Consider the following 24,819-nt stretch of genomic DNA (forward strand, 5'->3'; position numbering starts at 1 on the left):
GAATCGTATGGACACTTTCTCCGCTGCCGTCATGTTGTTTCTGATCATGGATCCGCTGGGTAACCTGCCGGTCTTCCTGTCGATCCTGCGCCATATCGATCCCAAGCGACGGCGCAAGGTGATGATGCGGGAGCTGTTGTTTTCGCTGGCCATCATGATGGCCTTCCTGTTTGCCGGTCAGCAGATCCTCAATTTCCTCAATTTGCGCCAGGAAGCGGTGAGTATCGCAGGCGGCATCATCTTGTTTCTCATCGCCATCAAGATGATCTTCCCGAGCGAGGGTGGGGTGACCGGGCTGGCGGCGGGCGAGGAGCCCTTCCTGGTGCCCATGGCCATCCCCATGATTGCCGGTCCTTCCATTCTTGCCTCCCTGTTGCTGCTGGCAAACCAGGAGCCGACCCGGATGACGGATTGGTCGCTGGCCCTGTTGATGGCCTGGGGTGCCAGCGCAGTGATCCTGATGTTCTACGAGGTATTCAACAAGCTGCTGGGTGAGCGAGGACTCACAGCCGTGGAGCGCCTGATGGGCATGCTGCTGGTGATGATTGCGGTGCAGATGCTGCTGGACGGTGTCCACCACTATCTGGCGGTGACGGGTCAGGGTTGACGGTCAGGCTCTCCCCTCGCCAACACTGATCATCAGGCCAGTCGTTGGCGGCGGTATCCGGCTCACTCATGATGAGGAAGGCCGGGCGTTCTCTTGCTCGGCGCTGATAGTCAGGACGGCTCGGTTGCCGAGGGTTCCAGCTTGCTCATGATGAGGGCGAGCAGTGTCTCCCGTAACCAGCGGTGGCCCGGGTCCTCTTCGTGGCGCTGATGCCAGATGAGCAGGTGGGAGATGCTGTCGAGTGCAATGGGCAGCGGCAGCGGCACCAGCGGATAGACCTGGGTGGCGTGGCGTGCATAGAGTCTGGAGAGGGTCACTATCATGTCCGAGTGCATGCCCATCCGCAGCGCGGCCTCGAACGAGGGCACGGTTGCCTCAATCCGGCGGTAGAGATCCATCCCCGCCAGCTTGTGATCCAGCATCCAGCGATCCCGTCCCTCGCAATAGGTCTGCACATGGGGATAGGCCAGGTAGCGGGCGAGGTCCCATTCGGGTTCGTGCAGGGCAGGGTGATCGTGCTGCACCAGACAGGTGAGATCATCGATGGCGAGCAGCCGCTGGCAGATGGCGTTGGGCAGGGTATCGAGCCGAAAGTCCGAGCTGATGCAGTTCTCCCGCACCGTGAAGGCAATATCCACCTGACCCTGGCTCATCTCGGTCAGGCTGTTCTCGGTCCACTCCTCGTAGCGCAGCCGTATGCCCGGTGCCTGGCGTTTCAGCTCGCTCAAATAGAGCGGGGCAAACAGGGTGAAGGCGCTGTCCATGCTGGCGATCACAAACTCCCGCTCTGTGCTGGCCGGATCGAAATCCGGTGGCTGGATCAGGTTGTCCAGGGACAGCAGTATGGGTTGCAGTTGCTGTTGTAGCACCAGAGCGCGGGCCGTGGGTTCCAGCCCGTAGGCGGAGCGCACGAACAGGGGATCGTCGAAGGTTTCCCGCAGGCGCCCCAGGGCCTTGCTGACGGCAGACTGGCTCAGATGCAGGCGACGGGCTGCCCGGCTACCATTTCGCTCTTCCAGCAAAACTTGCAGGATAATCAATAGATTGAGGTCGATACGCCCCAGCTGTTCCAACAACATGATATGAATCCTTTTCAATTCTTAGATGAATTTATACCATTTGTTTTCATATCTTGGCGACCCTATGCTCGGTTCGTCTCTCGCCTTCATGGCGGCTGGTACAGGATGTAGCGGTTGAGGGGACAAGTAGCATCAATTCATACGGCGACCCTGGGTCGCCGTATTTTTTTGGTGATTTATTTGCAAACTTGCACCTGTCTTGATTTTGCCCAACAATCCTTGCGCCTTCTTTTGATACAAACAAAGCGTATCTATCAGTCAGGAGTATCCCTATGGGACTCGGTGGAATTCATATCTGGCATTTGTTGATCCTGCTCGTGGTGGTGGTCGTGGTGTTTGGCAGCAAACGCCTGGCCGGCGCCGGTGAGGATCTGGGCACCGCCATCAGGGATTTTCGTAACGCCTTGCGTGACGATGCCAATCATCCGAAATAAGTAGGAGTGGAAGTATGTCTGTAGACGAGAAAGTTGAATTGAACGAAACCTGCGACAGCTGCGGCTGTTTTGCCGAGATCGGCACCATCATTGGTGAAGGTGACGATCTGATGGAGCTGGTGATCGAAGCTGCAACAGAAGCCGATGCCCGCGCCAAGCTGGCGGCCTATGAAGCGCTGGCCAAGCAGGTGACTGCCGAAGCCATGATCAGCAGCGAGCTGAGCCAGGGTGCCAGCGGCGTGATCCTGAAGGCCCGGTTGCAATTCACCTGCACCGCCGAAAAGCTGATTTTCGAGCTGCGCGCCCGCTCTATCTGAGCCCGGTAGTGACACGGCGGGTTCGCCTGCCGTGTTGACCCTTCTGCTGTGGGTCTGCGTTCTATAGTTAGTTATCCCACAGACGGTTTGCCCGGCGGGAGTCGGCCAACAGAAGGCGTACACATGATGACGCGGCGAGATCTCTGCCGTGAATCCCACCTTCTATAACGACTTATCCTGCTGACCAACAGTCCGGCGCAACCTGGTCCACAGAAGGCGATTACATCATGATGCAGCGATGGATCTGGGGCCTGCTGGCCCTCTGCTGTCTTCCTCTGCTGGCGGCGGACCTCAAGCCACAGCGCTTGCCCCAACCCGGGGATCTCGAACATATACTGCAAAAGAAAGAACTCAGGGCCCTGGTGGTCTATGAGCGGGGTTTCTTTTTTCTCGATAAAGGCGCCCAGCACGGCATTCTGGTCAATCAGCTGCAGGGTTTCGAGCGCTGGCTGAACCAGACCTACCTCGCCAGGGAGCAGATCAAGCTCAAGATCATCTACATACCGGTGCGCCAGGACAAGCTGCTGGACTACCTCACAGAGGGGCGTGGCGATCTGGTGGCGGCCAACATGACGGTGACCCCGACCCGGCGCGAGCAGGTGGCCTTCTCCAATCCGGTGATCACCCCCATCGAAGAGTGGATCGTGAGTCAGCACGCTCTGCCGACATTCAACCGTATCACCCAGCTTTCCGGCCGGCGCGTCTGGGTGCGGGCCAGCTCCAGTTATTACGAGAGTCTGCGCCAGCTCAACTGGTTGTTTCGAGAGCTGGGGCTTCCCCCCATCTATATCGAAACCGTCCCCGAATACCTGCAGGATGTGGATCTGCTGGAGATGGTGGCGGCAGGTATTATCCCCCTCACAGTGACCGACAGCTTCAAGGGGCGCATCTGGCTTGGGATGATCAGCGGCCTCAGGGCCCACAAGCTGATCCCGCTGCGGGATAATGGCCGCAGTGCCTGGGCTCTGCGTAAAAACAGCCCCGAGCTGCTCAAGGCGGTCAACGGATACCTGGCCGATACGGGCAAGCACTCCCTCTACAACGACATGACATTGCGCCAGTTGCTGGTGCGCAGCGACCAGATGAGCAATATTCTGGCGCCCGATCCCATGGGGCGGCTCTCGACCATCCGCAAGGTGCTTGAGCAGTATGCCGACAAGTATCAACTGGACTGGCTGATGCTGGCGGCACTGGCCTACAAGGAGTCTGGGCTCAATACCGGCGCGCGCTCGGTACGTGGGGCCGTGGGGATCATGCAGCTGTTGCCGAGTACCGGCAGCGAGGTGGGCATACGTGGCGCCAGGTTAGCCAGTCTGGAGGGCAATGTAGAGGCGGCTTGCCGCTATCTGCGGCTGATCCTGGACACCTATTTCAACGATCCTGCGCTGGATCAGCTCAATCGCCACCTGTTTGCACTGGCTGCCTATAATGCCGGACCGAACCGGGTACAGGCACTCAGGGCCAAGGCGCAAGCCGCCGGGCTGGATCCCAACGTCTGGTTTGGCAACGTGGAGCAGCTGGTGGCTAACGAGGTGGGGCAGGGCCCCATCAACTACGTCAGTACCATCTACAAGTACTATGTGGCCTATCGCTTCAGCCTGCCACAGCTGGAGGGCAAGGCGGCCGCCATAGAGGCGGCCCGGCCCTGATCACCCCACCGGTCAGGGGGATATCTAGTGGGGCTGCTCGGGAGAAGAAAAGGGTTCCCAGCCCTGATCCCTGTGATGCAGATACCAGGGCGTCAGCTGGCCGGTCGGGGAGGGATCCGGCTGGCTTGCTTGCGGTCGATAGCTGATGGCGGGGCGATCACTGAGTTCCATGGTAAATTCCTTTATCCACATTCCAACGAGGCCTGTAGCCAGCGTTATGCCATTCCTCCATGACAAGCAGATGACGCCATGATCCCGGGTGAGTTTGCACTGATCGACCAGCCCGAACTGGCACTCAAGGTGCGTTGCCAGCTGATCCGTAACGCCCGCAGCCGGATCCAGGCCCAGTACTACAGCTGGGAAGAGGACAGCAGCGGCAAGCTGTTGCTGTCCGAGTTGCTGCACGCAGCCCGGCGCGGGGTGCGGGTACAGCTGCTCATTGACGACCTTTATGCCGGTGACAACCGTTTTCTGGAGATAGTCGCGCGTCAGCCCGGCATAGAAGTACGGCTGTTCAATCCGTTCTGGTTGCGGGGCTGGCGTCCGCTGACCCTGCTGCTGGAGGGGTTGCTCAGCTTTCGCCGCATCAATCACCGCATGCACAACAAGTTGCTGCTGGTGGATGGCAGCCAGGCAGTGATCGGTGGCCGCAACATAGGTGACCGCTACTTCGGGCTGGGCGGTACGCCCCGATTCGTCGATCTGGACCTCGCCTGCCGCGGCCCTGTCTGCCAGCAGGCAGAACAGGGCTTCGACCAATTCTGGCGCAGCCGCTGGAGTCACCCGATCCGCCGTCTGTTGCGCCGTCCCCTGCAGCGGGCCGAGGTGACAGTGGTGAACGACTTCCTGCTCACAATGACAGATCCGCACGTAGCCGCGGTCTACGATCTGCCTGCCAGTCTGTTCGAAGCCGACCCCGTCTCTCTGACCTGGCATCAGGGGCGGGCCGAGGTGTGGTTCGACCGACCCGGCAAGGGGCTGGTGTCGCGACCGACCACGGCGCCCCTGCTCTGGCGCAAGCTGGCTGACAACGCGGGTTCCCTGAGGTTGGTGAGTCCTTACCTGATCCTGACCCGGGGGTTGCGCCGTCGGCTCAGGCAGCAGCGCCAGGCTGGGGTGAATATCGAGATCCTCACCAACTCCCTGGCCAGTACGGATGTACCCCTGGTGTATGGTGCTTACCGGCGTCATCGTCCCTGGATGATCCGGCAGGGGATAACGCTGTCCGAGCTGGAGGGGGATACCCTCAGCCTGCATGCCAAGCTGATCCTGATCGGGGACGGGGAGGCGCTGCTTGGCAGCTTCAATCTGGATCCTCGATCCCTGATGCTCAATACCGAATTGATGCTGCATCTCGAGTGCCCAGCGCTTTGCGCCGAGCTGCAGCAGTGGCTGACGCACTGGCAGCAGCTGTCTGCTCATTCAGTGGCTGCGCCTCACTCAACCCTGCGCCGGCTGTTGGCGAAGATGAGTGACTGGTTGCCCTTGCAGCGCTGGTTGTGAGCGTGTGCGAGATCTCGTAAAGCCTTGTGCGCCTTAGAGGATAACGTTTGCCATCCAAAGGCGACACTCTATCTTATCGTATTGTTTTTAATCAGATTGTTCTTGTGCAGGAATCCTGGTAGCGCACTGTCGCTTGCATGGCAGACTGAATAAAACGGTTTTTTATTTTATTTAAGTGCGTAATATTTCAATCGCAAGGACAAACACGGCGGCTCGTCCGTCGTGTGGAAAAAGGTCGTGAAGGGAACCGCCAGTTGGATCGCTCCAGCAGGCACCTGATTCGGATGGGTAGCGGAAACTCAAGAAACAGGGTAGAACCCGGCAGGACCGGACTCCAATATGGAACATGCTATTTGCGAGGGGGTGACATGGAAATGTCACCCCATTTTTTATGGCCAGACCCCAAGTTTGTGCCCATAAAAAGACCGCCGGTTGGCGGTCTCTGTGTGCTGTGGCGGGGCCTGTAACTCAGGCGATGCCCGCCAGCAACCGGCTCCAGTTGCGCTTGCTGGCAACGAAGCCGTCGTGCAGGTTGCGATACTCCAGTTGCAGTTTCAGCTTGTCGTAGCGGGCCAGCGCCTTGCGTTTGCGCTGCTCCAGCAGGGATTTGCGGCTGGCATAGTAGTGCTGCAACTGCTGGCTCAATTTGTCGTATTCTTCCTGCAACAATGCCTGCCACAGCTCCCTGTCTTCGCGTTTGCGCAATTTGGCCTGGGCGCGCTTGAGTTGCATCTCAAGTCTTGCCTGTTCGATCCGCTCTTCCGGGCAGGACCTCAGATCCCGGGCCAGCCCGCACCAGGAGGCGCTGCGGATCAGCCACTTGGTGGGATCGAACTGCCACCAGCTGATGCCGTTGCGGTAGTCGTTTTCGAACAGGTGGTGGAAGTTGTGATAACCCTCGCCGAAGGTGAAGAAGGCCAGGATGCCGTTGTCCCTTGCCGTGTTGCGGTCAGTAAACGGCTGACTGCCCCAGATGTGGGCCAGTGAGTTGATGAAGAAGGTGGTGTGGTGGGTCATCACCATGCGCAGCACCCCTGCCAGCAGCAGCATGCCGAGCAGATCGCCGTGGACAAGCCCCAGCAGCAGCGGAATGCCCAGATTGGTGGCCAGGGTCAGCGCCAGATAGTGCTTGTGTTGGAAGGCAACTATGGGGTTGTTCTGCAGATCCCGCACGTTGCTGTAATCGTTATAGATCTCGCGTTGGTACTCGCGCAGCATCCAGCCAATGTGGGAATACCAGAAGCCGCGACCCGCGCTGTAGGGATCCTTCAGGTTGTCATCCACATGGCGATGGTGACGGCGATGATCGGAAGACCAGTGCAGGGCCGAGTTCTGCAGGGCGAGGGCGCCGCCGATGGCGAAGATCCACTGCAGGATCCGGTGGGCCTTGTAGGCCTTGTGCGACCAGAGGCGGTGATAACCGGCTGTGATGGAGATGCCGCTGTAACAGAACAGCAGCAGGAAGCAGCTCCACTGCCAGAGGTCATAGCCATGGGTCATACCGTACCAGGGCACGGCGATCAGTGCGGTCAGCCCGGAGAGGGCAAACAGCAGGGTGTTGGTCATGATGATAGGTGGGCGTTCCATCTCACTCGGTTCCTTTCAGCGAACAGCTGTGCGCCATTCTCCATGTAGCAAGAATTCGGGTCAATGGTAAAAAAGTAGGAGACAAACCTGATCCTGGCTCGGCCTTCGGGTTATCATTTGGCCTCGATAACCTGAAGGTGACTGTTTTCGTGGGTATTCGCGCGCAACAAAAAGAAAAAACCCGGCGTACTCTGATCGATGCGGCGTTCAGCCAACTGTGCGCCAATCGCAGTTTTTCCAACCTCAGTTTGCGGGAAGTAGCGCGGGAGGCCGGCATAGCACCGACCTCCTTCTATCGCCATTTTCGCGACATGGAGGAGCTGGGCTTGACGCTGGTGGATGAAGGGGGCCTGACCCTGCGCCAGTTGATGCGTCAGGCTCGCCAGCGCATCGCGGGTGGTGGCAGTGTTATCAGCACCTCGGTGCAGACTTTCATGGAATTTGTCGAGAACAACCCGAATATCTTCCGGCTGCTGCTGCGCGAGCGTTCCGGTACCTCGGCTGCATTTCGTCAGGCGGTGGCACGGGAGATCCAGCACTTCATTGCCGAGCTGACTGACTACCTTGAAGCGACCTCGGGGGCTCCGCGGGAGGAGGCCTACATCCAGGCCGAGGCCATGGTGACCATCGTCTTCAGCGCCGGTGCCGATGCGCTCGACATGACGAGCGAGGAGTGTCGGGCCTTGTCAGATCGCACCATACGCCAGCTGCGAATGATCGCCATGGGCGCCGAGGTTCAAAACCAGAAGCGCCGTGAACCTCTCTCTTAAGTCAACAGGATGGACAGCTCCATGCATGACCAGAATCTGATCCCGAAGAAACCCCTGCTGCTGGCCCTGCTCGTTGGTATTTGTGGCGATGCTTCCTTGTCGGCCCTGATCGAGCCTGCGGTGCCCTTCTCCTTCTTTCCCATGATTGCCCTGGTGCTGGCGGCTTATCAGCTCTATCAGCACTACCGCCATGTCTCGCTGGAGGGCAATACCCCGGTTTGCATGCTGCTCTGCTTCTTCATCGGCGGGTTCGGGCATGCGGCGCTGGTCAAGGTGCAGTATCCCGAGCTTGGCAGCAATTTCTTCTCGCTCATCATGATGCTGTTGCTGCTAGCCGTGTTGTCGATCAAGCTGGGTATCAGTGTGGGGAAAAAAGAGAAGGAGTGACCAGCACCCCTTCCTGAACCATGACAGTGCCGGCATCAGTCGGCGCTGTTGATATCTGTACCGTGCTGTTTGGCTTCTATGATGGCTTTGAGTCGGGCGCGGATATCAGCCATGCCGAAGACACCGAACACCAGTATCAGTATGACTTCGAGCCGGGTGACCACGAAGTAGGGTTTGCAGGCAGACTTGACCATGCTGGCCTGCACCAGGTGGACCAGGGCGATGAGCAGGCCGCAGATCGGCAAAAGATCATTCAGCTTGCCGGGTAGCGGAGCCACCAGACTGACCAGCACGCCGAACCAGAAGAACAGGGTCAGCCCCATCGCCAACAGATTAAACATCCGCTTCATTGCTCACCTCCCGCAGATCGAGTTGATAGCAGACCTGACCGGCCTGCTTGTCCTTGAGTCGTTGCCCAAATTGACGGGGAGGGGCCAACGCTAGTCCCCTTCCTACACGGAATTTAAACCGCAGCGTCATTCTTGGTGTCCCGCAGATAGAGTTGATAGCAGACCTGACCGGCCTGCTTGTCCTTGAGTCGTTGCCCAAATTGACGGGGAGGGGCCAACGCTAGTCCCCTTCCTACACGGAATTTAAACCGCAGCGTCATTCTTGGTGTCCCGCAGATAGAGTTGATAGCAGACTTGACCGGCCTGCTTGTCCTTGAGCAGTTGCCAGCTGGCGGGCAACGCCAGGTCGGCCATCTCTTTCTCCCGCTCCAGATAGATCAGAGCATCCGGTGCCAGCCAGCCGTGCTGTTCCAGCAGATCGCACACCCGGGGCAGCAGCTCGCGCCGAAACGGCGGATCCAGAAACACCAGGTCGAACGGGGTGGCCGGGCCTTGCAGCCAACTGACGGCATCGGACTGGATCACCAGGCCCTTGCTGCTGCCAAGGGCGGTCAGGTTCTTTCTGATCTGGTCGGCGGCACCTTTGTCCATCTCGACCAGAGTGACCTGCTCGGCATAGCGCGACAGCGCCTCCAGCCCCAGGCCGCCGCTGCCGGCAAACAGATCGAGACAGCGCACTCCACGCACACGGGGAGCCAGCCAGTTGAAGATGGTCTCCTTGACGCGATCCGTGGTGGGTCTGAGCCCTTCCACATCCTTGACCGGCAATTTGCGGCCCTTCCACTGGCCGCTGATGATTCTTACAAAGCCCGATTTCCCCTGCGGGGCCGGGCTTTTGTTCGGGATGTTACGGCTGGGTTTCACTCTGGGCATCGCGTTTCGTCGTCAGAAAATAAAGTGGTAGTATAAGGCGGTTCATTTTTATGCCGACCCGCCGAGGGACGGCTATCTTAGCAGTCAGCCAACGAAGTGAGTATTTTTTAGATGGCAAAAGGTTTGTTTTCCTGGCTGGGTTTCGGCCGCAAGAAAGAAGAGGCTGAGGCTGTCCAACTACAGACACCCCAAGCCACCCCTGTTACCACTGAGCCTGAGGTCACTGCTTCCCCCGCTCCCGTTTCTGATACTACGCCGGTCGTGGTGCATGAATTGCCGGCCAGCGCACAAAATGATGCCCTGCATGCTGGCGCTCCACTTCATGATGACGATTGCCCTCCCACTGAGCTGGACGTGGCTCCACTGGTCGTGGAGGAGTGTGCCTCTGAACTGGAACCCGTCATCGTCAACGAATTGCTGATCGAGCAAGCGCGCGTTGAGGCACAGGCTGTCGAGACCGCTCGTGTTGCTGCCGAAGCGCAGGCCGCAGAAGCGGCCCGTGTTGCTGCCGAGGCGCAGGCTGCCGAAGCCGCCCGTGCTGCTGCCGAAGCGCAAGCCGCAGAAGCGGCTCGTGTTGCCGCCGAGGCGCAAGCCGCAGAAGCGGCCCGTGTTGCCGCCGAGGCACAGGCCGCAGAAGCGGCTCGTGTTGCTGCCGAGGCGCAAGTCGCTGAAGCGGCCCGTGTTGCTGCCGAAGCGCAAGCCGCAGAAGCGGCCCGTGTTGCTGCCGAAGCGCAAGCCGCAGAAGCGGCCCGTGTTGCTGCCGAAGTGCAGGCCGCAGAAGCGGCTCGCGTTGCTGCCGAGGCGCAGGCCGCAGAAGCCGCCCGTGTTGCTGCCGAAGCGCAAGCCGCAGAAGCGGCTCGTATTGCCGCCGAAGCCCAGGCCGCCGAAGAGGCTCGTATCGCCAAAGAGGCCCAGAGAGCGGAAGATCTTCGCCTGGTTGCCGAGATGGAGGCTGAAGCCGCCGCACTGGCTGCCTTGCCGCTGGCTGCCAAGGTGGATGATGACACTCAGGACAAGCCGCAGCGGGAGGGTTTCTTTGCCCGCCTCAAGCGTAGTCTGGTGCGTACCAAAGAGAATATCGGTTCCGGTTTCTTCGGCCTGTTCAGTGGCAAGAAGATCGATGACGATCTGTTTGAGGAGCTGGAAACCCAGCTGCTGACCGCCGATCTGGGGGTCGATACCACCCGTCGCATCATAGATGGCCTGGTGCAGCATGCGGATCGCAAGCAGCTCAAGGATGCCGAGGCACTCTACGGCCTGCTCAAGCAGGACATGGGCGCCATGCTGGCTCAGGTCGAGCAGCCGCTGGTGATCGACACCAGCAAGAAGCCCTATGTGATCCTGATGGTCGGGGTGAACGGTGTCGGCAAGACCACCACCATCGGCAAGCTGGCCAAGCAGTTCCAGGCCGAAGGCAAGAGTGTCATGCTGGCCGCCGGCGATACCTTCCGTGCCGCTGCCGTCGAGCAGTTGCAGGTATGGGGTCAGCGCAACAACATACCCGTGATCGCCCAGCATACCGGTGCCGATTCTGCCTCCGTCATCTATGACGCCATCGAGGCGGCCCGTTCCCGCGGTGCCGACGTGCTGATCGCCGATACCGCCGGTCGCCTGCAGAACAAGAGCAATCTGATGGAAGAGCTCAAGAAAGTGGTGCGGGTGATGAAGAAGCTCGATGAAGAAGCACCTCACGAGATCATGCTGACGCTGGATGCAGGCACCGGTCAGAACGCCCTGAGCCAGGCCAAGCTGTTCAGCGAAGCCGTGGGTCTGGACGGTATCGTCCTCACCAAGCTGGATGGCACCGCCAAGGGTGGCGTCATCTTCGCGGTGGCCGACAAGTTCCAGATCCCGATCCGTTATATCGGGGTGGGCGAGGGGATCGACGATCTGCGCCCCTTCGTCGCCAACGACTTTATCGAGGCACTCTTCAGTCGCGAGGAGTAAGCGCCACATGCCCCGACTCAGGTCGGGGCATGTCAATGTCAGGGTCCGTTATGATTCGTTTTGATAAGGTCAGCAAGGTATACAGCGGCGGCCATCAGGCGTTGCAGAAGGTCAGCTTTCACCTGCACAAGGGGGAGATGGCCTTCCTGACCGGGCACTCGGGGGCGGGCAAGAGTACCCTCTTGAAGCTTATTGGCGTGATGGAGCGACCGACCGATGGCCGTGTCTTCTTTCACGGCGACGATGTCAGCCATATCAAGCGGGGGGATATCCCCTATGTGCGTCGCCAGATCGGCATGATCTTCCAGGATCACCGGCTGCTGATGGACAGAACCGTGTTTGACAACGTAGCCCTGCCGCTGGTGATCGATGGTTACAGCCATGCAGACATCAACAAGCGGGTTGCGGCGGCGCTGGACAAGGTGGGCTTGCTCGGCAAGGAGCGCTACCAGCCGCGCATGCTCTCCGGTGGTGAGCAGCAGCGGGTCGGCATCGCCCGTGCCATCGTCAACAAGCCGCCGTTGCTGCTGGCGGATGAGCCGACCGGCAACCTGGATCCCCAGCTCTCCATGGATATCATGCGGCTGTTCGAGGAGTTCAACCGCTTCGGGGTCTCGGTACTCATTGCGACCCATGATCTGGGACTGATTGCCCGTATGCGCTACCGCACCCTGACCCTCAAGGCAGGCCGCATGTATTCGGCGGGGGAGAGCTCTGATGGCTATCGTTCGTCATAAACAACCGCCGCTGCGCCGTCTGATGATGGTCATGTGGATGGATCACGTCGCCGATATTCGACACGGGGGAGAGCTCTGATGGCTATCGTTCGCCATAAACAGCCACCGCTGCGCCGTCTGATGATGTACGGGGTTGATCACGTCCGTCAGGCGTTTGCCAGCCTGGGAGAGTTGTGGCGCAATCCGCTCGCCTCCCTGATGACCCTGGCGGTGCTCGGCGTCAGTCTGGCATTGCCCTCCTGCTTCCACGTCTTGCTGAAAAACGCCGAAGTGGTGGAAGGCAGCTGGCAGACCAGCTCCCAGATTTCTCTTTATCTGCGCAAGGATCTGCCAGAGCAGAGCATTCTCGACATGAAGCAGCGGATCCTGCTCTATCCCGAGGTGGAATCCGTCACCTACATGAGCCGGGAGGAGGCGCTGAAAGAGTTTCGCGAGATCTCCGGCTTCGGCGATGCCCTCGACTATCTGGACAGCAACCCCTTACCGCCCGTGCTGAGCGTCATTCCGGATCCTCGCTGGCAGAATCCGGAAGGGGCCGCCGAGCTGCTCGGCAAGCTTAACAATGAAGACGGGGTTGAGCAGGGCAAGCTGGATCTGCAGTGGCTGACCCGGTTGCAGGGGATCATGAACCTGCTGCGCCATACCATCACAGGCATCGCCGTGCTGTTGCTCTCGGCTGTGCTGCTGATCGTCGGCAATACCCTGCGCCTGAACATCCTCAACCAGCGCTCAGAAATCGAAGTGCTCAAGCTGGTGGGGGCGACTGACGCCTTCATCCATCGTCCCTTCCTTTATACCGGTATCTGGTTCGGGGTCATCGGCGGCATGCTGGCCTGGTGGTTGACCGAAGTCATGGTGATCTGGAGCGAGGGTGTGGTGAAGGAGCTGGCCGGGCTCTACAACAGCAATTTCCGGCTGGTGGGCATGGGGGCGATAGACGGGATCAATCTGGTCTTGCTGGGTGCCTTGCTGGGGCTGATCGCCTCCTGGTTCTCGGTACATCGGCACATTCGTGACATAGAACCATCCTGATTAATTTATCAGCGTTTCAAAGCGCTGGATTTTGAGAGCTGGATCAAGTAAAAGAGTGGCCGTTTCTGGCTCGGCCACTGTTCTCGGAGTAATCTGATTAACAGCTATCTTCAGGATCTGCTCTGGATCCGGTGAACCTTCTGATTTATAAGCAGTCTACAAGTGCTGAAGAACTTATACGGGTGTGGCCCCTCTGCCTTGCTCGTCTGACTTGGCAAGCATGTGAAGGTTGCGAGCTCCGCAACAATGGACTTAGCATGCTACTTTTCGGGGGTCCTTGATTGTGACCCCCTTTTTTTGACTGTTCATTCATGATTCATCCTGCCGCCCTAAGATAGCCCGAGTTCAAACTGGGCACAGTGTTTGATGTGGGCCGCAGAATGATATCCGGTCAGTAGACAGACCCTCTCAGGGTGTTAGACTGGTTCGATTGAAAAGAAAGAGGTAAAAAATGGGAACTTCATTGCAACGCACTATGGCTCTGATTCCGCAAGGTAGTCTGGAAGGCTATATCCAGGCAGTAAATTCGATTCCTGTGCTGACCGCAGAGGAAGAGCGTGAGCTGGCTGAGCGTTTGCAGCAGGGTGGCGATCTCGAGGCTGCCCGTCAGCTGGTCATGTCGCACCTGCGTTTTGTCGTTCACGTCGCCAAGAGTTATGCCGGATACGGTCTGCCCCAGGCTGACCTGGTTCAGGAAGGCAACATCGGCCTGATGAAGGCGGTCAAGCGCTTTGACCCGACCGTCGGAGTGCGACTGGTCTCCTTCGCCGTGCACTGGATCAAGGCCGAGATCCACGAGTATGTCCTGCGCAACTGGCGCATGGTAAAAGTGGCCACTACCAAGGCCCAGCGCAAGCTCTTCTTCAACCTGCGCAAATCCAAGAAGCGTCTGGGCTGGTTCAGCCATGACGAAGTGCAGGCCGTCGCCGCCGAGTTGGGGGTCTCCCCGACCGACGTGACCGAGATGGAAGCGCGCATGAGCAACTACGATCAGGCGTTCGATCTGGTCGGTGATGATGAAGACGAAGGCGGTTTTGCCCCCGTCCATTATCTGGAAGACAAATCCTCCGATCTGGCTGCCACCATTGAGAACGACAACTGGGACGATCACGCGACCCGTCGCCTGAGTTCGGCCCTTGCCACTCTGGATGAGCGCAGTCAGCACATCATCCGTGCCCGCTGGCTCGATGATGACAGCAAGACCACGCTGCAGGAGCTGGCCGACACCTATGGTGTCTCCGCCGAGCGGGTGCGTCAGCTTGAGAAGAACGCACTCAAGAAGCTGAAAGACGCCATGGAGGCCTGATGCCTCCCAAACAAAAACAGGGCCTGATGGCCCTGTTTTTGTTTCGCGAGTATCTGGTCGGCCTTGCCTTGGTTACCCTTGTCTATGTTATGTTGCCGCCACTGCCACAGTAGGGAGAGCAGATAGTGAAACTGTTGAACGACCTGTTTACCAACAACCGCGAGTGGGCGGAACGGATCAAGGCCGAGGATCCGAATTTCTTCGCTACCCTCTCCGCCCAGCAGGCCCCTGAATACCTCTGGATCGGTTGCTCCGACAGCCGGGTTCCCGCCAACCAGCTGATGGGCTTGCTGCCGGGGGATGTGTTCGTCCACCGCAACGTTGCCAATCTGGTGGTGCACACCGATTTCAACTGCCTCTCGGTGCTGCAATACGCGGTCGAGGTGCTCAAGGTGAAGCACATCATCATCTGCGGCCACTATGGCTGCGGTGGCGTCAAGGCGGCGATGCAGAACCAGGAGCTGGGGCTCATCGACAACTGGCTGCGCAACATCAAGGATGTCTACTTCAAGTATCGCGAACAGCTGGATGCCATCGAAGATGAGCACGAGCGTTTCGATTACCTGTGCGAGCTGAACGTGGCCGAGCAGGTAGCCAACGTCTGCCACACCACCATCATCCAGAACGCCTGGCGCAAGGGGCAGGAGCTGGCGGTGCATGGCTGGATCTATGGCATCAAGGACGGTCTGCTGCACGATCTGGATCTCTGCATCAGCGGGCCGGATCAGATCCCCGATGTTTACCGCGCCTGGCCGGACATGCGTCCGCCCCACCGCCGTCGCTGAGGAGCCTGCCGTTGGCGCCAGCCCTCTATCTTCAGATCAAGCAGCACATCCTGGACGGGATCCGTGAACGCCACTATCAGGCGGGAGACAGGATCCCGACCGAGGCGGCCCTGTGCGAGCAGTTTGCCGTGAGCCGCATGACGGTCAACAAGGCACTGCGCGAATTGGTGGCCGAGGGCTGGCTGGTACGCACCGCCGGTTCCGGCAGCTTCGTGGCGGACAGGCGTACCGAGTCGCCCTTGCTGGCCATTCGCAACATAGCCGACGAGATCGCCGAGCGGGGCAGCCAGTACAGCGCCCGGGTGATCCGGCTGCAACGCCAGGCCGCCGACGAGAAGGTGGCGGTCCAGCTCGGGCTGAGAGTCGGTGCTGCCATCTTCCACAGCCTCATCGTCCATCAGGCCGATGGGGAGCCGCTGCAACTGGAGGAGCGCTTCGTCGATGCCGAGCGTCTGCCCGGTTATGGCGAGCAGGATTTCACTCAGCAGACCCCGAATCGCTACCTGATGGACGTCTGTCCTCTCTCCGAGATGGAGCATGTGGTAGAGGCCGTGTTGCCGAGTGCCGGTGAAGCCGGTCTGCTGCAAGTGCGGGTCGATACCCCCTGCCTGTTGCTGCACCGCCGTACCTGGTCAGAAGGGTATCTGGTCTCCTATGCCCGTCTGCTCTCGCCAGGCTCCCGCTACAAGCTGAGTTCCAAGACCAGCCTCAGTTAATTGTATATACATATTGTTTTGGCAGAGCCCACCTCATGGTGGGCTTTTTTGTGCTTAAACTCTAATGAAAGCGCTGTTATCAAGATGTGAACTTGATCCTTTCTTTCCTGACAGAGATCGGATATAAGATAATGTATATACATTTAGAGGTCGGTATGAACAAGGAACTGTTGAACTGCGAGCGGGTCTGGCTCAACGTGACACCCGCCACCCTGCGCCCCGATCTGGCTGACTACGGTCTGCTGGAACCCCACGCCCTCGGCGTTCATGAAGGCAAGATCCACGCCCTGGTGCCCATGCAGGATCTCAAGGGCCCTTATCCTGCCCACTGGCAGGATATGAAGGGCAAGCTGGCAACCCCGGGTCTAATTGATTGCCACACCCACCTCATCTTTGCCGGCAGCCGGGCCGAAGAGTTCGAACTGCGCCAGCAGGGAGTGCCTTACGCCGAAATCGCCCGCAAGGGCGGTGGCATCATCAGCACTGTGCGGGCCACCCGTGCCGCCAGCGAGGAGCAGCTGTTCACGCTGGCGGCTGCCAGGATCAAGTCGCTGATCCGGGAAGGGGTCACCACGGTAGAGATCAAATCCGGCTACGGCCTCACCCTGGAAGATGAGCTCAAGATGCTGCGGGTCGCCCGCCGACTGGGGGAGGTTCTGCCCATTCGGGTCAAGACCACCCTGCTGGCGGCCCATGCGGTGCCGCCCGAATATCGCGACGATCCCGACTCCTGGGTCGAGACCATCTGCCAGGAGATAATCCCGGCGGCTGCCGAGGCGGGTCTGGCGGATGCGGTGGATGTTTTCTGCGAGCACATCGGCTTCTCGCTGGCCCAGACCGAGCAGGTCTATCTGGCCGCGGATCAATACGGTCTGCCGGTGAAGGGCCACATGGAGCAGCTCTCCAACCTGGGAGGCAGTGCGCTGGCCGCCAACTTTGGTGCCCTCTCGGTGGATCATCTGGAGCATCTGGATCAGGAAGGGATCCAGGCACTGGCCCACCGTGGCGTGGTCGCCACCCTGCTGCCCACAGCGTTCTATTTCCTGAAAGAGACCAAGCTGCCCCCCATCGCCGCCCTGCGCAAGGCCCATGTGCCCATGGCGGTCTCCTCCGACATCAACCCGGGCACTGCCCCGATTGTGTCGCTGCGCATGGCCATGAACATGGCCTGTACCCTGTTCGGTCTGACCCCGGTCGAGGCCATGGTCGGGGTGACCCGCAACGCCGCCCGCGCACTTGGCGAGCAGGAGCGTTTGGGGCAGTTGAGAGTGGGCATGCTGGCGGATTTCCTGGTCTGGAATTGCGCGAACCCGGCCGAGCTGAGTTACCTCATCGGGGTCGATCAGCTGGTGAGTCGGGTCGTCAACGGGGAGGAGACGCTTCATGGATAAGTTCAGCTTGCCCCATATGTCGGTCTGGCAGGGGCGCCAGGATCCGGAAGATGGCGAGCTCGCCCTGCGCTGGCACGACAAGGTGCAGGACTGGCCGCTGAGCGGTACTGCCGAACCCGGCGTCGCCCTGGTGGGCTTTGCCTGCGACGAGGGGGTGCGCCGCAACAAGGGGCGCGTGGGGGCCGCCGGCGCACCGCTGGCGATCCGCAAGCTGCTGGCCAACAGTGCCTGGCATCTGACCCGACCCGTCTATGACAGCGGGGATTTGACCTGTGACGACGGCGATCTCGATGCCGCTCATGCCCTCTTGGCCGAGCGGGTGGCGAGCCTGCTGGATGAGGGACACTTCCCGCTGGTGCTGGGAGGCGGTCACGAGGTGGCGTTCGGCAGCTGGAGCGGTCTCAACCGTCATCTGGCCGGTCAGGGCCGGGTCGGCATCATCAATTTCGATGCCCACTTCGACCTGCGCCGCAAGGTAGAGCAGGCGAGTTCCGGCACTCCCTTCTTCCAGATCGCCGAGCAGTGTACTGTTCAGGGAACGCCTTTCCATTACGCCTGCCTGGGGGTGGCCGAGACCGCCAATACGCAGGCGCTGTTTGTCCGCGCCGATGAACTTGGGGTCTGGTATGCGCTGGATGAGGCCATGACCCAGGCCGCAGTGCCCGAGCTTCTGAACGGACTGGATGCCTTTATCGCCCAGTGTGACCACCTCTATCTGACTATCGATCTCGACGTCTTGCCCGGCGCCGTCATGCCGGGGGTGAGTGCTCCCGCCGCCCGCGGTGTCGAGCTGGCTGTCATCGAACCGCTGATCGCCCATATCCGGGCCAGCGGCAAGCTGCGGCTCGCCGACCTGGCCGAGTACAACCCGAACCTGGATCAGGATAACCGCAGCGCCCGCGTGGCCGCCCGGCTGGTCCATCAGTTAACCAAGTAGCGCTCTGCCGAGGGCAGGTCGCGATGCTGCTGCATTGATAAAACAAGGAGTGTGTATGTCTGAGCAACACCTGGATCCCCGTCAGGATCCGAGCCGTGTCATCCGTGCCTCCCGTGGTACCACGTTGACCGCCAAGAGCTGGCTCACCGAGGCGCCGCTGCGGATGCTGATGAACAACCTGGATCCGGAAGTGGCCGAGCATCCCCAATCCCTGGTGGTGTATGGCGGTATCGGCCGCGCCGCCCGCAACTGGGCCTGCTACGACAAGATTGTCGAGGTGCTGACCCGGCTCGAGGAAGACGAGACCCTGCTGGTGCAATCCGGCAAGCCGGTCGGCGTGTTCCAGACCCACAAGGATGCGCCTCGGGTGCTGATCGCCAACTCCAACCTGGTGCCCCACTGGGCCAACTGGGAACACTTCAACGAGCTAGATAAGAAAGGCTTGATGATGTACGGCCAGATGACGGCCGGCTCCTGGATCTACATAGGTACCCAGGGAATCGTGCAGGGTACCTATGAAACCTTTTTCGCGGTGGCCAATCAGCACTTCAACGGCGAACCCAAAGGGCGCTGGATCCTGACCGGCGGTCTGGGTGGCATGGGTGGCGCCCAGCCGCTGGCCGCCACCATGGCCGGTTTCTCCATGATCGCCGTCGAGTGCGACGAGACCCGCATCGATTTTCGCCTCAAGACCCGCTACGTCGACAAGAAGGCCCACAGCCTGGATGAGGCGCTGGCCATGGTCGAGGAAGCCAAACAGAGCGGCACCGCCGTTTCCATCGGCCTGCTCGGCAACGCCGCCGATGTCTTTGCCGAGCTGGTGGCCCGTGGCATCACCCCGGACGTGGTGACCGACCAGACCTCGGCTCACGACCCGATCCACGGCTACTTGCCGCAAGGGTGGAGCTTGCCTAAGTGGCGCGAGCTGCAAAAATCCGCGCCCCAGGAAGTGAACCAGGCGGCACGTCACTCCATGGCCCGTCAGGTGGAAGCCATGCTGACCCTGCAATCCCGTGGCGCGGCGACCCTCGATTACGGCAACAACATCCGCCAGATGGCACTGGAAGAAGGGGTGAAAAACGCCTTCGATTTCCCCGGCTTCGTGCCTGCCTACATTCGCCCGCTGTTCTGCGAAGGGATTGGTCCCTTCCGCTGGGTAGCGCTGTCCGGCGATCCGGAAGATATCTACAAAACGGATCAGAAGGTCAAAGAGTTGATCCCGGACGATCCCCACCTGCACAACTGGCTCGACATGGCCCGCGAGCGCATCGCCTTCCAGGGCCTGCCGGCGCGGATCTGCTGGGTCGGGGTCAAGGATCGGGTGCGCCTCGGTCTGGCTTTCAACGAGATGGTGAAAAATGGCGAGCTGAAGGCGCCGATCGTGATTGGCCGCGACCACCTGGATTCCGGCTCGGTGGCGAGCCCGAATCGCGAGACCGAATCCATGATGGATGGCTCCGATGCCGTTTCCGACTGGCCGCTGCTCAATGCCCTGCTCAACACGGCCGGTGGCGCGACCTGGGTGTCGCTGCACCATGGTGGCGGCGTGGGCATGGGCTTCTCCCAGCACTCGGGTGTGGTGATCGTCTGTGACGGCACCGATGACGCCGCCAGACGCGTCGGCCGCGTGCTGCGCAACGATCCGGCCACCGGCGTGATGCGCCATGCGGATGCGGGTTACGAGATTGCCATCAATTGTGCCGTTGATGCGAAACTGGATCTGCCGATGCTGACCGCAACGGCCAAAGGGGTTAAATAAGATGTTTGAACTCAATCTGTTACCGGGCAAGCTCTGCCTCAACACCCTGCGCCGCGTCAGCCGCGAGCCGGTCCATCTCAGCCTGGATCCGGCCGCGCTGCCCGGGATCCGCGCCTCCGCAGCCGTGGTCACCAAGGTGATCGAGCAAAACCGCGTTGTGTATGGCATCAACACCGGCTTTGGCCTGCTGGCCAACACCCGCATTCCGGTGGAGCAGCTCGACGAATTGCAGCGCTCCATCGTGCTCTCCCACGCTGCCGGCATCGGTACCTACATGGATGACGCCACCGTGCGGCTGATGATGGTACTCAAGGTCAACTCCCTGGCGCGGGGCTTCTCCGGCATCCGCTTGACTGTGCTTGAGGCGCTGATGACCCTCATCAACGCCGAAGTCTATCCGGTGGTGCCGAAGAAGGGATCCGTCGGTGCCTCCGGCGATCTGGCTCCGCTGGCCCATATGAGCTGTTTATTGATTGGTGAAGGCAAGGCGCGCCACAAAGGCGAGCTGATGGACGCCGCCACGGCGCTGAAGATCGCGGGTCTCGAGCCTATTTCATTGGCGCCGAAGGAGGGACTGGCCCTGCTCAACGGTACCCAGGCCAGCACGGCGTTTGCGCTGGAAGGCCTGTTCCACGCCGAAGATCTGTTCGCCGGCGCCATCACCATAGGTGCCATGAGTGTGGAGGCGGCGTTGGGCAGTCGTCGTCCGTTCGATGCCCGCATCCATGAGGTGCGCGGTCAGCGTGGCCAGATCGATGCCGCGGCTTGCTATCGTCACCTGCTGGTGGATGGCAGCGAGATCGGCATGTCCCATCACAACTGCGAGAAGGTGCAGGATCCTTACTCATTGCGCTGCCAGCCCCAGGTGATGGGGGCCTGTCTGGCCCAGATCCGCCACGCCGCCGAGGTGCTGGTGTGCGAGGCCAACGCTGTCTCCGACAACCCGCTGGTGTTCGCCGAGGATGAGGAGATCCTCTCCGGTGGCAACTTCCATGCAGAGCCTGTGGCCTTCGCCGCCGACAACCTGGCCCTGGCCATCGCCGAAATCGGCTCGCTCTCCGAGCGCCGCATGGCGCTGCTGATCGATTCCCGCATGTCGGGCCTGCCCGCCTTCCTGGTCAACAACGGCGGCGTCAACTCGGGCTTCATGATCGCCCAGGTCACCTCGGCGGCGCTCGCCTCCGAGAACAAGAGCCTGGCTCATCCGGCCTCGGTGGACAGTCTGCCCACCTCCGCCAACCAGGAAGATCATGTCTCCATGGCCACCTTTGCCGCTCGCCGACTGGCGGACATGGCGGAGAACACCCGCGGCATTCTGGCGGTGGAGCTGCTGGCGGCGGCCCAGGGGCTGGATTTCCGTGCTCCGCTGCGCACCACAGCGCTGCTGGAGCAGGCCAAGGGCCGGCTGCGGGCAGAGGTGAGCTTCTACGACAAGGACAGGTACTTCTCGCCGGACATAGAGGCGGCGGCTGCGCTGCTGGCCAGGGCGAGTTACAACGACCTGATCCCGGTCGGTGTGCTGCCCAGCCTCTAAGCCCCTCCATTCGGCTCATAGCAAAAGACCGCCCATCGGGCGGTCTTGTCGTTGCTGGTGTTGGCTGGCGCGGGTTATTCGTGTTCAAACATCAGGAACAGATAAACCACGAACAGCACCAGGTGGGTAGCGCCGTGCAGCACATTGGTGCGGCCGCTGCTGAAGGTGACCTTGCATACCATAAGCGTGGTGACGAGCAGCACCATGTCGGCGGCGGAGAGGCCGAGACGCACCTCCTGGCCCAGCATGGCGCCGATGAACAGCACGGCCGGTACTGTCAGGGCTATGGTGGCCAGCACAGAGCCGAAATAGAGGTTCATGGCCCGTTGCAACTGGTTGTTGAAGGCTGCCTTGATGGCACCGACTGCCTCGGGGGCCAGTACGATACAGGCCACGATAAAGCCACCCAGCGCAGGAGGCGCCGCCATGATCTTCACGCCGAAGTTGATGGGCACGGCCAGGGTCTTGGCCAGCAGGATCACCACCACCAGATAGGCGAGCAGCAGTATGGTGTGATAGACGTTGCTGCGCAGTGGGCCGTGGTGCTCCTCGTAATCCTCGTGGTCGCTGTCGACGAAGAAGTGGCTGTGGCTGCGGGTCTGGATCAGCAGGAAGATACCGTAGAGCAGGATGGAGATGATGATCAGCATCCAGGACATGGGGCTCGACATGCTGCCAATGGTGCCACCCCGGGTGAAGTTGGGCAGCACCAGACAGAGCAGCGCCAGCGGTATGATGGCGACCAGATAGGATTTGACCCCATCCAGATTGAAGCTCTGGGTGTGGTAGCGCCAGCCGCCAAACAGCAGGGTGAAGCCCACCAGGCCATTGGTGACCAGCATCACCACGGCAAACATGGTATCGCGGGCCATCACGGGATTGGGGTCGCCTGTGAGCATGACGGAGGAGATCATCACCACTTCCAGCGAGATGACGGAGAGCGTCAGGATAAGGGTACCGAAGGGTTCACCCAGCTTGATGGCGAGGGCATCCGAGTGGCGCACCACAGAGAAGATGGCCCAGGTGACGATGGCAAGCAGCGCCGCCGAGACAGGCAGATAAATCCCGAGCGGAGTCGCCTCTGTCAGCAGCTCGCTCCCTGTGGTCTTGAAGAACAGCAGGGTCAGCAGGCCAACGGGCAGGGCAATCTCTTGCCGGATAAATGACTTCATAGGCAATGGTTCTCATCTCGGGGCGGCATGAGCCGACGGGGTATGGAGGCAAAACGGCACCGCTACGGGTGTGGCGGGCCTGCTAATGATAAAGGGAGTTGTATCGCCTGGGGAAAATCATTTTGTTACAAGATATGAGCGATCCGGTCTGACCGCCGGATCCGGCCCATCAGTGCTCGCCAGCGTGGTTCTGGTTCCAGGCCAGCAACCAGATCTTCAGCCTGGTCAGGGCCATGGGCTTGGCATACACATAGCCTTGGATCAGATGCACGCCGTGCTGGCGCAGATAGTCGACCTGTTCCCCGGTTTCGACCCCCTCGGCGATCATCTCCATGCCGGATTCGTGACCGAAGGCGATGATGGAGTCCAGCAGCGTCCGCTTGAGGTCGTCCGTGCCTATGGTGTCGACGAACATCTTGTCGATCTTAATCTGGCGGATGCCGAGTCGTTGCAGGTAGGCGAAGCCGCCATAGCCGGTGCCAAAATCATCCAGCTTGAAGTGATAGCCCAGCTGCTGCAGCGCCGTGATCTCGCCGATCGCCGCCTTGATATCGGTGATCGGCTTGCGCTCGGTCAGCTCGAAGGTGAGCCTGGTTGGTGAGGGCCAGCCGTGTCGCTGCAGCAGGGTGCGCAGATGGGCATGCTCGATATGGGCGGCCACTATGTTGACGCTGATCCACTGCGCCGGTGCCAGCCGGGGAAGATCCTTCATGATCCGCTCCAGCAGCTGTTCCGTCATCGGCAGGATCAGCCCCTGCTCCTCCGCGTAGTCGATGAAGGCACCGGGCGGCACCAGCTCGCGTCCCCGCTGCCAACGCAGCAGCGCCTCGAAGCCAACCACCTGCTGACTGCGGCTATCCACTATGGGCTGATAGAAGGGGATAAATTCCCGGCGGGCCAGCCCGGCTTGCAGCAACCCCTTGAGAGAGCGCCGATAGTTGCGCAGCCCCCAGTAGGCGGCGACCAGCAGGACTCCCAGTGCACCGCCATACCAGCACCCATAGTGCCGTGCCTGCTGCCGGGCATAGCGCTCCAGTGCCTGGCCTGCCCACAGGGTCTGCTTGATGCGATTGTTGGGATCAACGAAGCCTAGGCTTTGGGTACCCCCTTCTTCCTTGATGGACTTGCTGCCGCGGGGGAAAACCGGTGTGACCCCGTCCGGGATCTGTTGGTGAAATTCGAGGTAGAAACAGTCGGTGCAGGGATATTGCAACAGCGCATGGCTCCAGCTGTTGTTCAGTACCCAGTAGGCGATATTGTCGTTCACCTTGAAATAAACAACCAACTCCTGCTCCGTGTTGAAGCGGGCCTTGGTGGCCGCGAGGCCGAACAGCTCCTGACTGGAATAGGGGGGAGATCGGCGGCGGTGAAGGAAAGATCCTCACCCAAGCTGGAGCAGCCAGCTCCCGAGGCGAGCTTGAGCCCCTGGATTCGGATGTGACGGCTGTAGAAACGGGGATCCCGCAACAGCGCCATGTCCTTTTGCCCACAGTCAAACGTGAACTGGGCCAGTTGATCGCGAATGCTATCGTCCAAATCCCGGCGTCGTTCCACCAGCGCGTCCCCTATCTCCTCCCGCTTCTGTTGCAACATATGGTGCGCCAGCGGTTTGCCGAGCAATTGGCTGAGGGGCAGACTCACCAACACGGGCAGGCAGAAGAGCAACAGACTGATCCAGAGGGGGGAAATTCGTCGCAAGGTACACCTGCCTGATGTGGAGATAGGATGCATATGAGTGGCAATATCATAGTTCATTAGCTACATCGATTTGAGCGAGGAAGGTCACTCTTCCATCTAAAAAACTAACGCACTGATAAATAAGAGTTTTGTGAAATTAGATGATGAAGATTCAATCGCTTACCTGTCATAAGTGACAATTGTCCAGCTTATCTGAAATGGCTAGAGTAGCCGTGCGGTTTGACTCACCGTGTGTTCAATACTCCTGTA

At 60.2% G+C, this 24,819-nt stretch carries 24 protein-coding genes and 2 pseudogenes; 18 read left to right on the forward strand and 8 right to left on the reverse strand.

The window, feature by feature from the left end:
• Positions 1-7 precede the first annotated feature (7 nt).
• Positions 8-607 carry a YhgN family NAAT transporter gene (locus AACX78_RS01425; RefSeq protein WP_005316467.1) on the forward strand — a complete coding sequence of 200 codons (600 nt, stop codon included), beginning with the start codon at positions 8-10 and terminating at the stop codon, positions 605-607.
• Between the two features lie 110 nt (positions 608-717).
• Here AACX78_RS01425 and AACX78_RS01430 read toward each other — a convergent pair whose 3' ends face one another.
• Positions 718-1,686 (reverse strand): LysR substrate-binding domain-containing protein, encoded by a 969-nt coding sequence (locus AACX78_RS01430; RefSeq protein WP_005316464.1) that lies wholly within the window; start codon positions 1,684-1,686, stop codon positions 718-720.
• Positions 1,687-1,958: 272 nt separating this feature from the next.
• Here AACX78_RS01430 and tatA point away from each other — a divergent pair, with 272 nt between their 5' ends.
• The 3 genes from tatA to AACX78_RS01445 all read left to right on the forward strand — a co-directional run bounded on the left by tatA (position 1,959) and on the right by AACX78_RS01445 (position 4,086).
• Positions 1,959-2,120: a twin-arginine translocase TatA/TatE family subunit gene (tatA, locus tag AACX78_RS01435; RefSeq protein ID WP_005316461.1), complete on the forward strand. Its 162-nt coding sequence runs from the start codon at positions 1,959-1,961 to the stop codon at positions 2,118-2,120.
• A 14-nt stretch (positions 2,121-2,134) separates the two neighbouring features.
• Entirely contained in the window at positions 2,135-2,437 is a 303-nt protein-coding gene (locus tag AACX78_RS01440; protein WP_005316458.1) for a YfcZ/YiiS family protein, read from the forward strand.
• A 227-nt stretch (positions 2,438-2,664) separates the two neighbouring features.
• On the forward strand, positions 2,665-4,086 hold the full coding sequence (locus AACX78_RS01445) for a lytic transglycosylase F (protein WP_159165169.1): 1,422 nt from the start codon (positions 2,665-2,667) through the stop codon (positions 4,084-4,086).
• A 24-nt stretch (positions 4,087-4,110) separates the two neighbouring features.
• Here AACX78_RS01445 and AACX78_RS01450 read toward each other — a convergent pair whose 3' ends face one another.
• The gene (locus tag AACX78_RS01450; RefSeq protein WP_201302746.1) at positions 4,111-4,257 is read right to left on the reverse strand and encodes a hypothetical protein; all 147 of its coding nucleotides are present in this window, start codon (positions 4,255-4,257) and stop codon (positions 4,111-4,113) included.
• A 78-nt stretch (positions 4,258-4,335) separates the two neighbouring features.
• Between AACX78_RS01450 and AACX78_RS01455 the strand changes: the two genes are divergently transcribed.
• Positions 4,336-5,589 carry a phospholipase D family protein gene (locus AACX78_RS01455; protein ID WP_159165170.1) on the forward strand — a complete coding sequence of 418 codons (1,254 nt, stop codon included), beginning with the start codon at positions 4,336-4,338 and terminating at the stop codon, positions 5,587-5,589.
• A gap of 468 nt (positions 5,590-6,057) precedes the next feature.
• Here AACX78_RS01455 and AACX78_RS01460 read toward each other — a convergent pair whose 3' ends face one another.
• Positions 6,058-7,176 carry an acyl-CoA desaturase gene (locus AACX78_RS01460; RefSeq protein ID WP_159165171.1) on the reverse strand — a complete coding sequence of 373 codons (1,119 nt, stop codon included), beginning with the start codon at positions 7,174-7,176 and terminating at the stop codon, positions 6,058-6,060.
• Positions 7,177-7,325: 149 nt separating this feature from the next.
• On the opposite strand from AACX78_RS01460, the gene fabR reads away from it, so the two are divergent.
• A complete protein-coding gene (gene fabR / locus AACX78_RS01465) occupies positions 7,326-7,946 on the forward strand; it encodes an HTH-type transcriptional repressor FabR (RefSeq protein ID WP_005316443.1) in 621 nt (206 codons plus the stop codon).
• 21 nt (positions 7,947-7,967) lie between these two features.
• Positions 7,968-8,333 carry a YijD family membrane protein gene (locus AACX78_RS01470; protein WP_021140174.1) on the forward strand — a complete coding sequence of 122 codons (366 nt, stop codon included), beginning with the start codon at positions 7,968-7,970 and terminating at the stop codon, positions 8,331-8,333.
• Positions 8,334-8,368: 35 nt separating this feature from the next.
• Here the strand turns inward: AACX78_RS01470 and AACX78_RS01475 are convergent, their stop codons facing one another.
• The 3 genes and pseudogenes from AACX78_RS01475 to rsmD form a co-directional block, all read right to left on the reverse strand.
• Positions 8,369-8,683 (reverse strand): DUF1145 domain-containing protein, encoded by a 315-nt coding sequence (locus AACX78_RS01475; protein ID WP_125608572.1) that lies wholly within the window; start codon positions 8,681-8,683, stop codon positions 8,369-8,371.
• 113 nt (positions 8,684-8,796) lie between these two features.
• A pseudogene (locus AACX78_RS22135) lies at positions 8,797-8,877 on the reverse strand (16S rRNA (guanine(966)-N(2))-methyltransferase RsmD); the annotation flags it as partial.
• Positions 8,878-8,926: 49 nt separating this feature from the next.
• Positions 8,927-9,556: a 16S rRNA (guanine(966)-N(2))-methyltransferase RsmD gene (rsmD, locus tag AACX78_RS01480; protein WP_159165172.1), complete on the reverse strand. Its 630-nt coding sequence runs from the start codon at positions 9,554-9,556 to the stop codon at positions 8,927-8,929.
• 111 nt (positions 9,557-9,667) lie between these two features.
• Between rsmD and ftsY the strand changes: the two genes are divergently transcribed.
• The 10 genes from ftsY (at position 9,668) to hutH (ending at position 21,700) form a co-directional block, all read left to right on the forward strand.
• Entirely contained in the window at positions 9,668-11,503 is a 1,836-nt protein-coding gene (ftsY, locus tag AACX78_RS01485; RefSeq protein WP_159165173.1) for a signal recognition particle-docking protein FtsY, read from the forward strand.
• Between the two features lie 50 nt (positions 11,504-11,553).
• The gene (gene ftsE, locus AACX78_RS01490) at positions 11,554-12,240 is read left to right on the forward strand and encodes a cell division ATP-binding protein FtsE (RefSeq protein WP_159165174.1); all 687 of its coding nucleotides are present in this window, start codon (positions 11,554-11,556) and stop codon (positions 12,238-12,240) included.
• A gap of 78 nt (positions 12,241-12,318) precedes the next feature.
• Positions 12,319-13,272, forward strand: coding sequence for a permease-like cell division protein FtsX (ftsX, locus tag AACX78_RS01495; RefSeq protein WP_005316425.1), 954 nt, complete (start codon positions 12,319-12,321; stop codon positions 13,270-13,272).
• 451 nt (positions 13,273-13,723) lie between these two features.
• On the forward strand, positions 13,724-14,578 hold the full coding sequence (gene rpoH / locus AACX78_RS01500) for an RNA polymerase sigma factor RpoH (protein ID WP_011899178.1): 855 nt from the start codon (positions 13,724-13,726) through the stop codon (positions 14,576-14,578).
• 125 nt (positions 14,579-14,703) lie between these two features.
• Complete coding sequence (gene can / locus AACX78_RS01505; protein WP_042868573.1) at positions 14,704-15,363, forward strand: carbonate dehydratase; 660 nt, start codon at positions 14,704-14,706, stop codon at positions 15,361-15,363.
• 11 nt (positions 15,364-15,374) lie between these two features.
• The gene (hutC, locus tag AACX78_RS01510; RefSeq protein WP_058394753.1) at positions 15,375-16,079 is read left to right on the forward strand and encodes a histidine utilization repressor; all 705 of its coding nucleotides are present in this window, start codon (positions 15,375-15,377) and stop codon (positions 16,077-16,079) included.
• 155 nt (positions 16,080-16,234) lie between these two features.
• Positions 16,235-17,470: an imidazolonepropionase gene (gene hutI / locus AACX78_RS01515; protein WP_201302747.1), complete on the forward strand. Its 1,236-nt coding sequence runs from the start codon at positions 16,235-16,237 to the stop codon at positions 17,468-17,470.
• Positions 17,463-18,407 carry a formimidoylglutamase gene (hutG, locus tag AACX78_RS01520; protein ID WP_159165176.1) on the forward strand — a complete coding sequence of 315 codons (945 nt, stop codon included), beginning with the start codon at positions 17,463-17,465 and terminating at the stop codon, positions 18,405-18,407. Before hutI ends, hutG begins: the two co-directional genes overlap by 8 nt.
• Before the next feature lie 55 nt (positions 18,408-18,462).
• Positions 18,463-20,166 (forward strand): urocanate hydratase, encoded by a 1,704-nt coding sequence (gene hutU, locus AACX78_RS01525; protein ID WP_159165177.1) that lies wholly within the window; start codon positions 18,463-18,465, stop codon positions 20,164-20,166.
• Between the two features lies 1 nt (position 20,167).
• Positions 20,168-21,700 (forward strand): histidine ammonia-lyase, encoded by a 1,533-nt coding sequence (hutH, locus tag AACX78_RS01530; RefSeq protein ID WP_059111685.1) that lies wholly within the window; start codon positions 20,168-20,170, stop codon positions 21,698-21,700.
• 74 nt (positions 21,701-21,774) lie between these two features.
• On the opposite strand, the gene AACX78_RS01535 is transcribed toward hutH, so the two are convergent.
• Positions 21,775-22,872 (reverse strand): calcium:proton antiporter, encoded by a 1,098-nt coding sequence (locus AACX78_RS01535; protein ID WP_159165178.1) that lies wholly within the window; start codon positions 22,870-22,872, stop codon positions 21,775-21,777.
• 169 nt (positions 22,873-23,041) lie between these two features.
• Positions 23,042-24,408: pseudogene (locus AACX78_RS01540) on the reverse strand (EAL domain-containing protein).
• Between AACX78_RS01540 and AACX78_RS22140 the strand changes: the two are divergent.
• Positions 24,310-24,585, forward strand: coding sequence for a hypothetical protein (locus AACX78_RS22140; protein WP_236556386.1), 276 nt, complete (start codon positions 24,310-24,312; stop codon positions 24,583-24,585). The pseudogene AACX78_RS01540 and the gene AACX78_RS22140 sit on opposite strands and share 99 nt — an antisense overlap.
• Positions 24,586-24,819 lie beyond the last annotated feature (234 nt).

It is taken from the genome of Aeromonas sp. 9A (genome assembly GCF_963900955.1).
Classification (GTDB): domain Bacteria; phylum Pseudomonadota; class Gammaproteobacteria; order Enterobacterales; family Aeromonadaceae; genus Aeromonas; species Aeromonas salmonicida.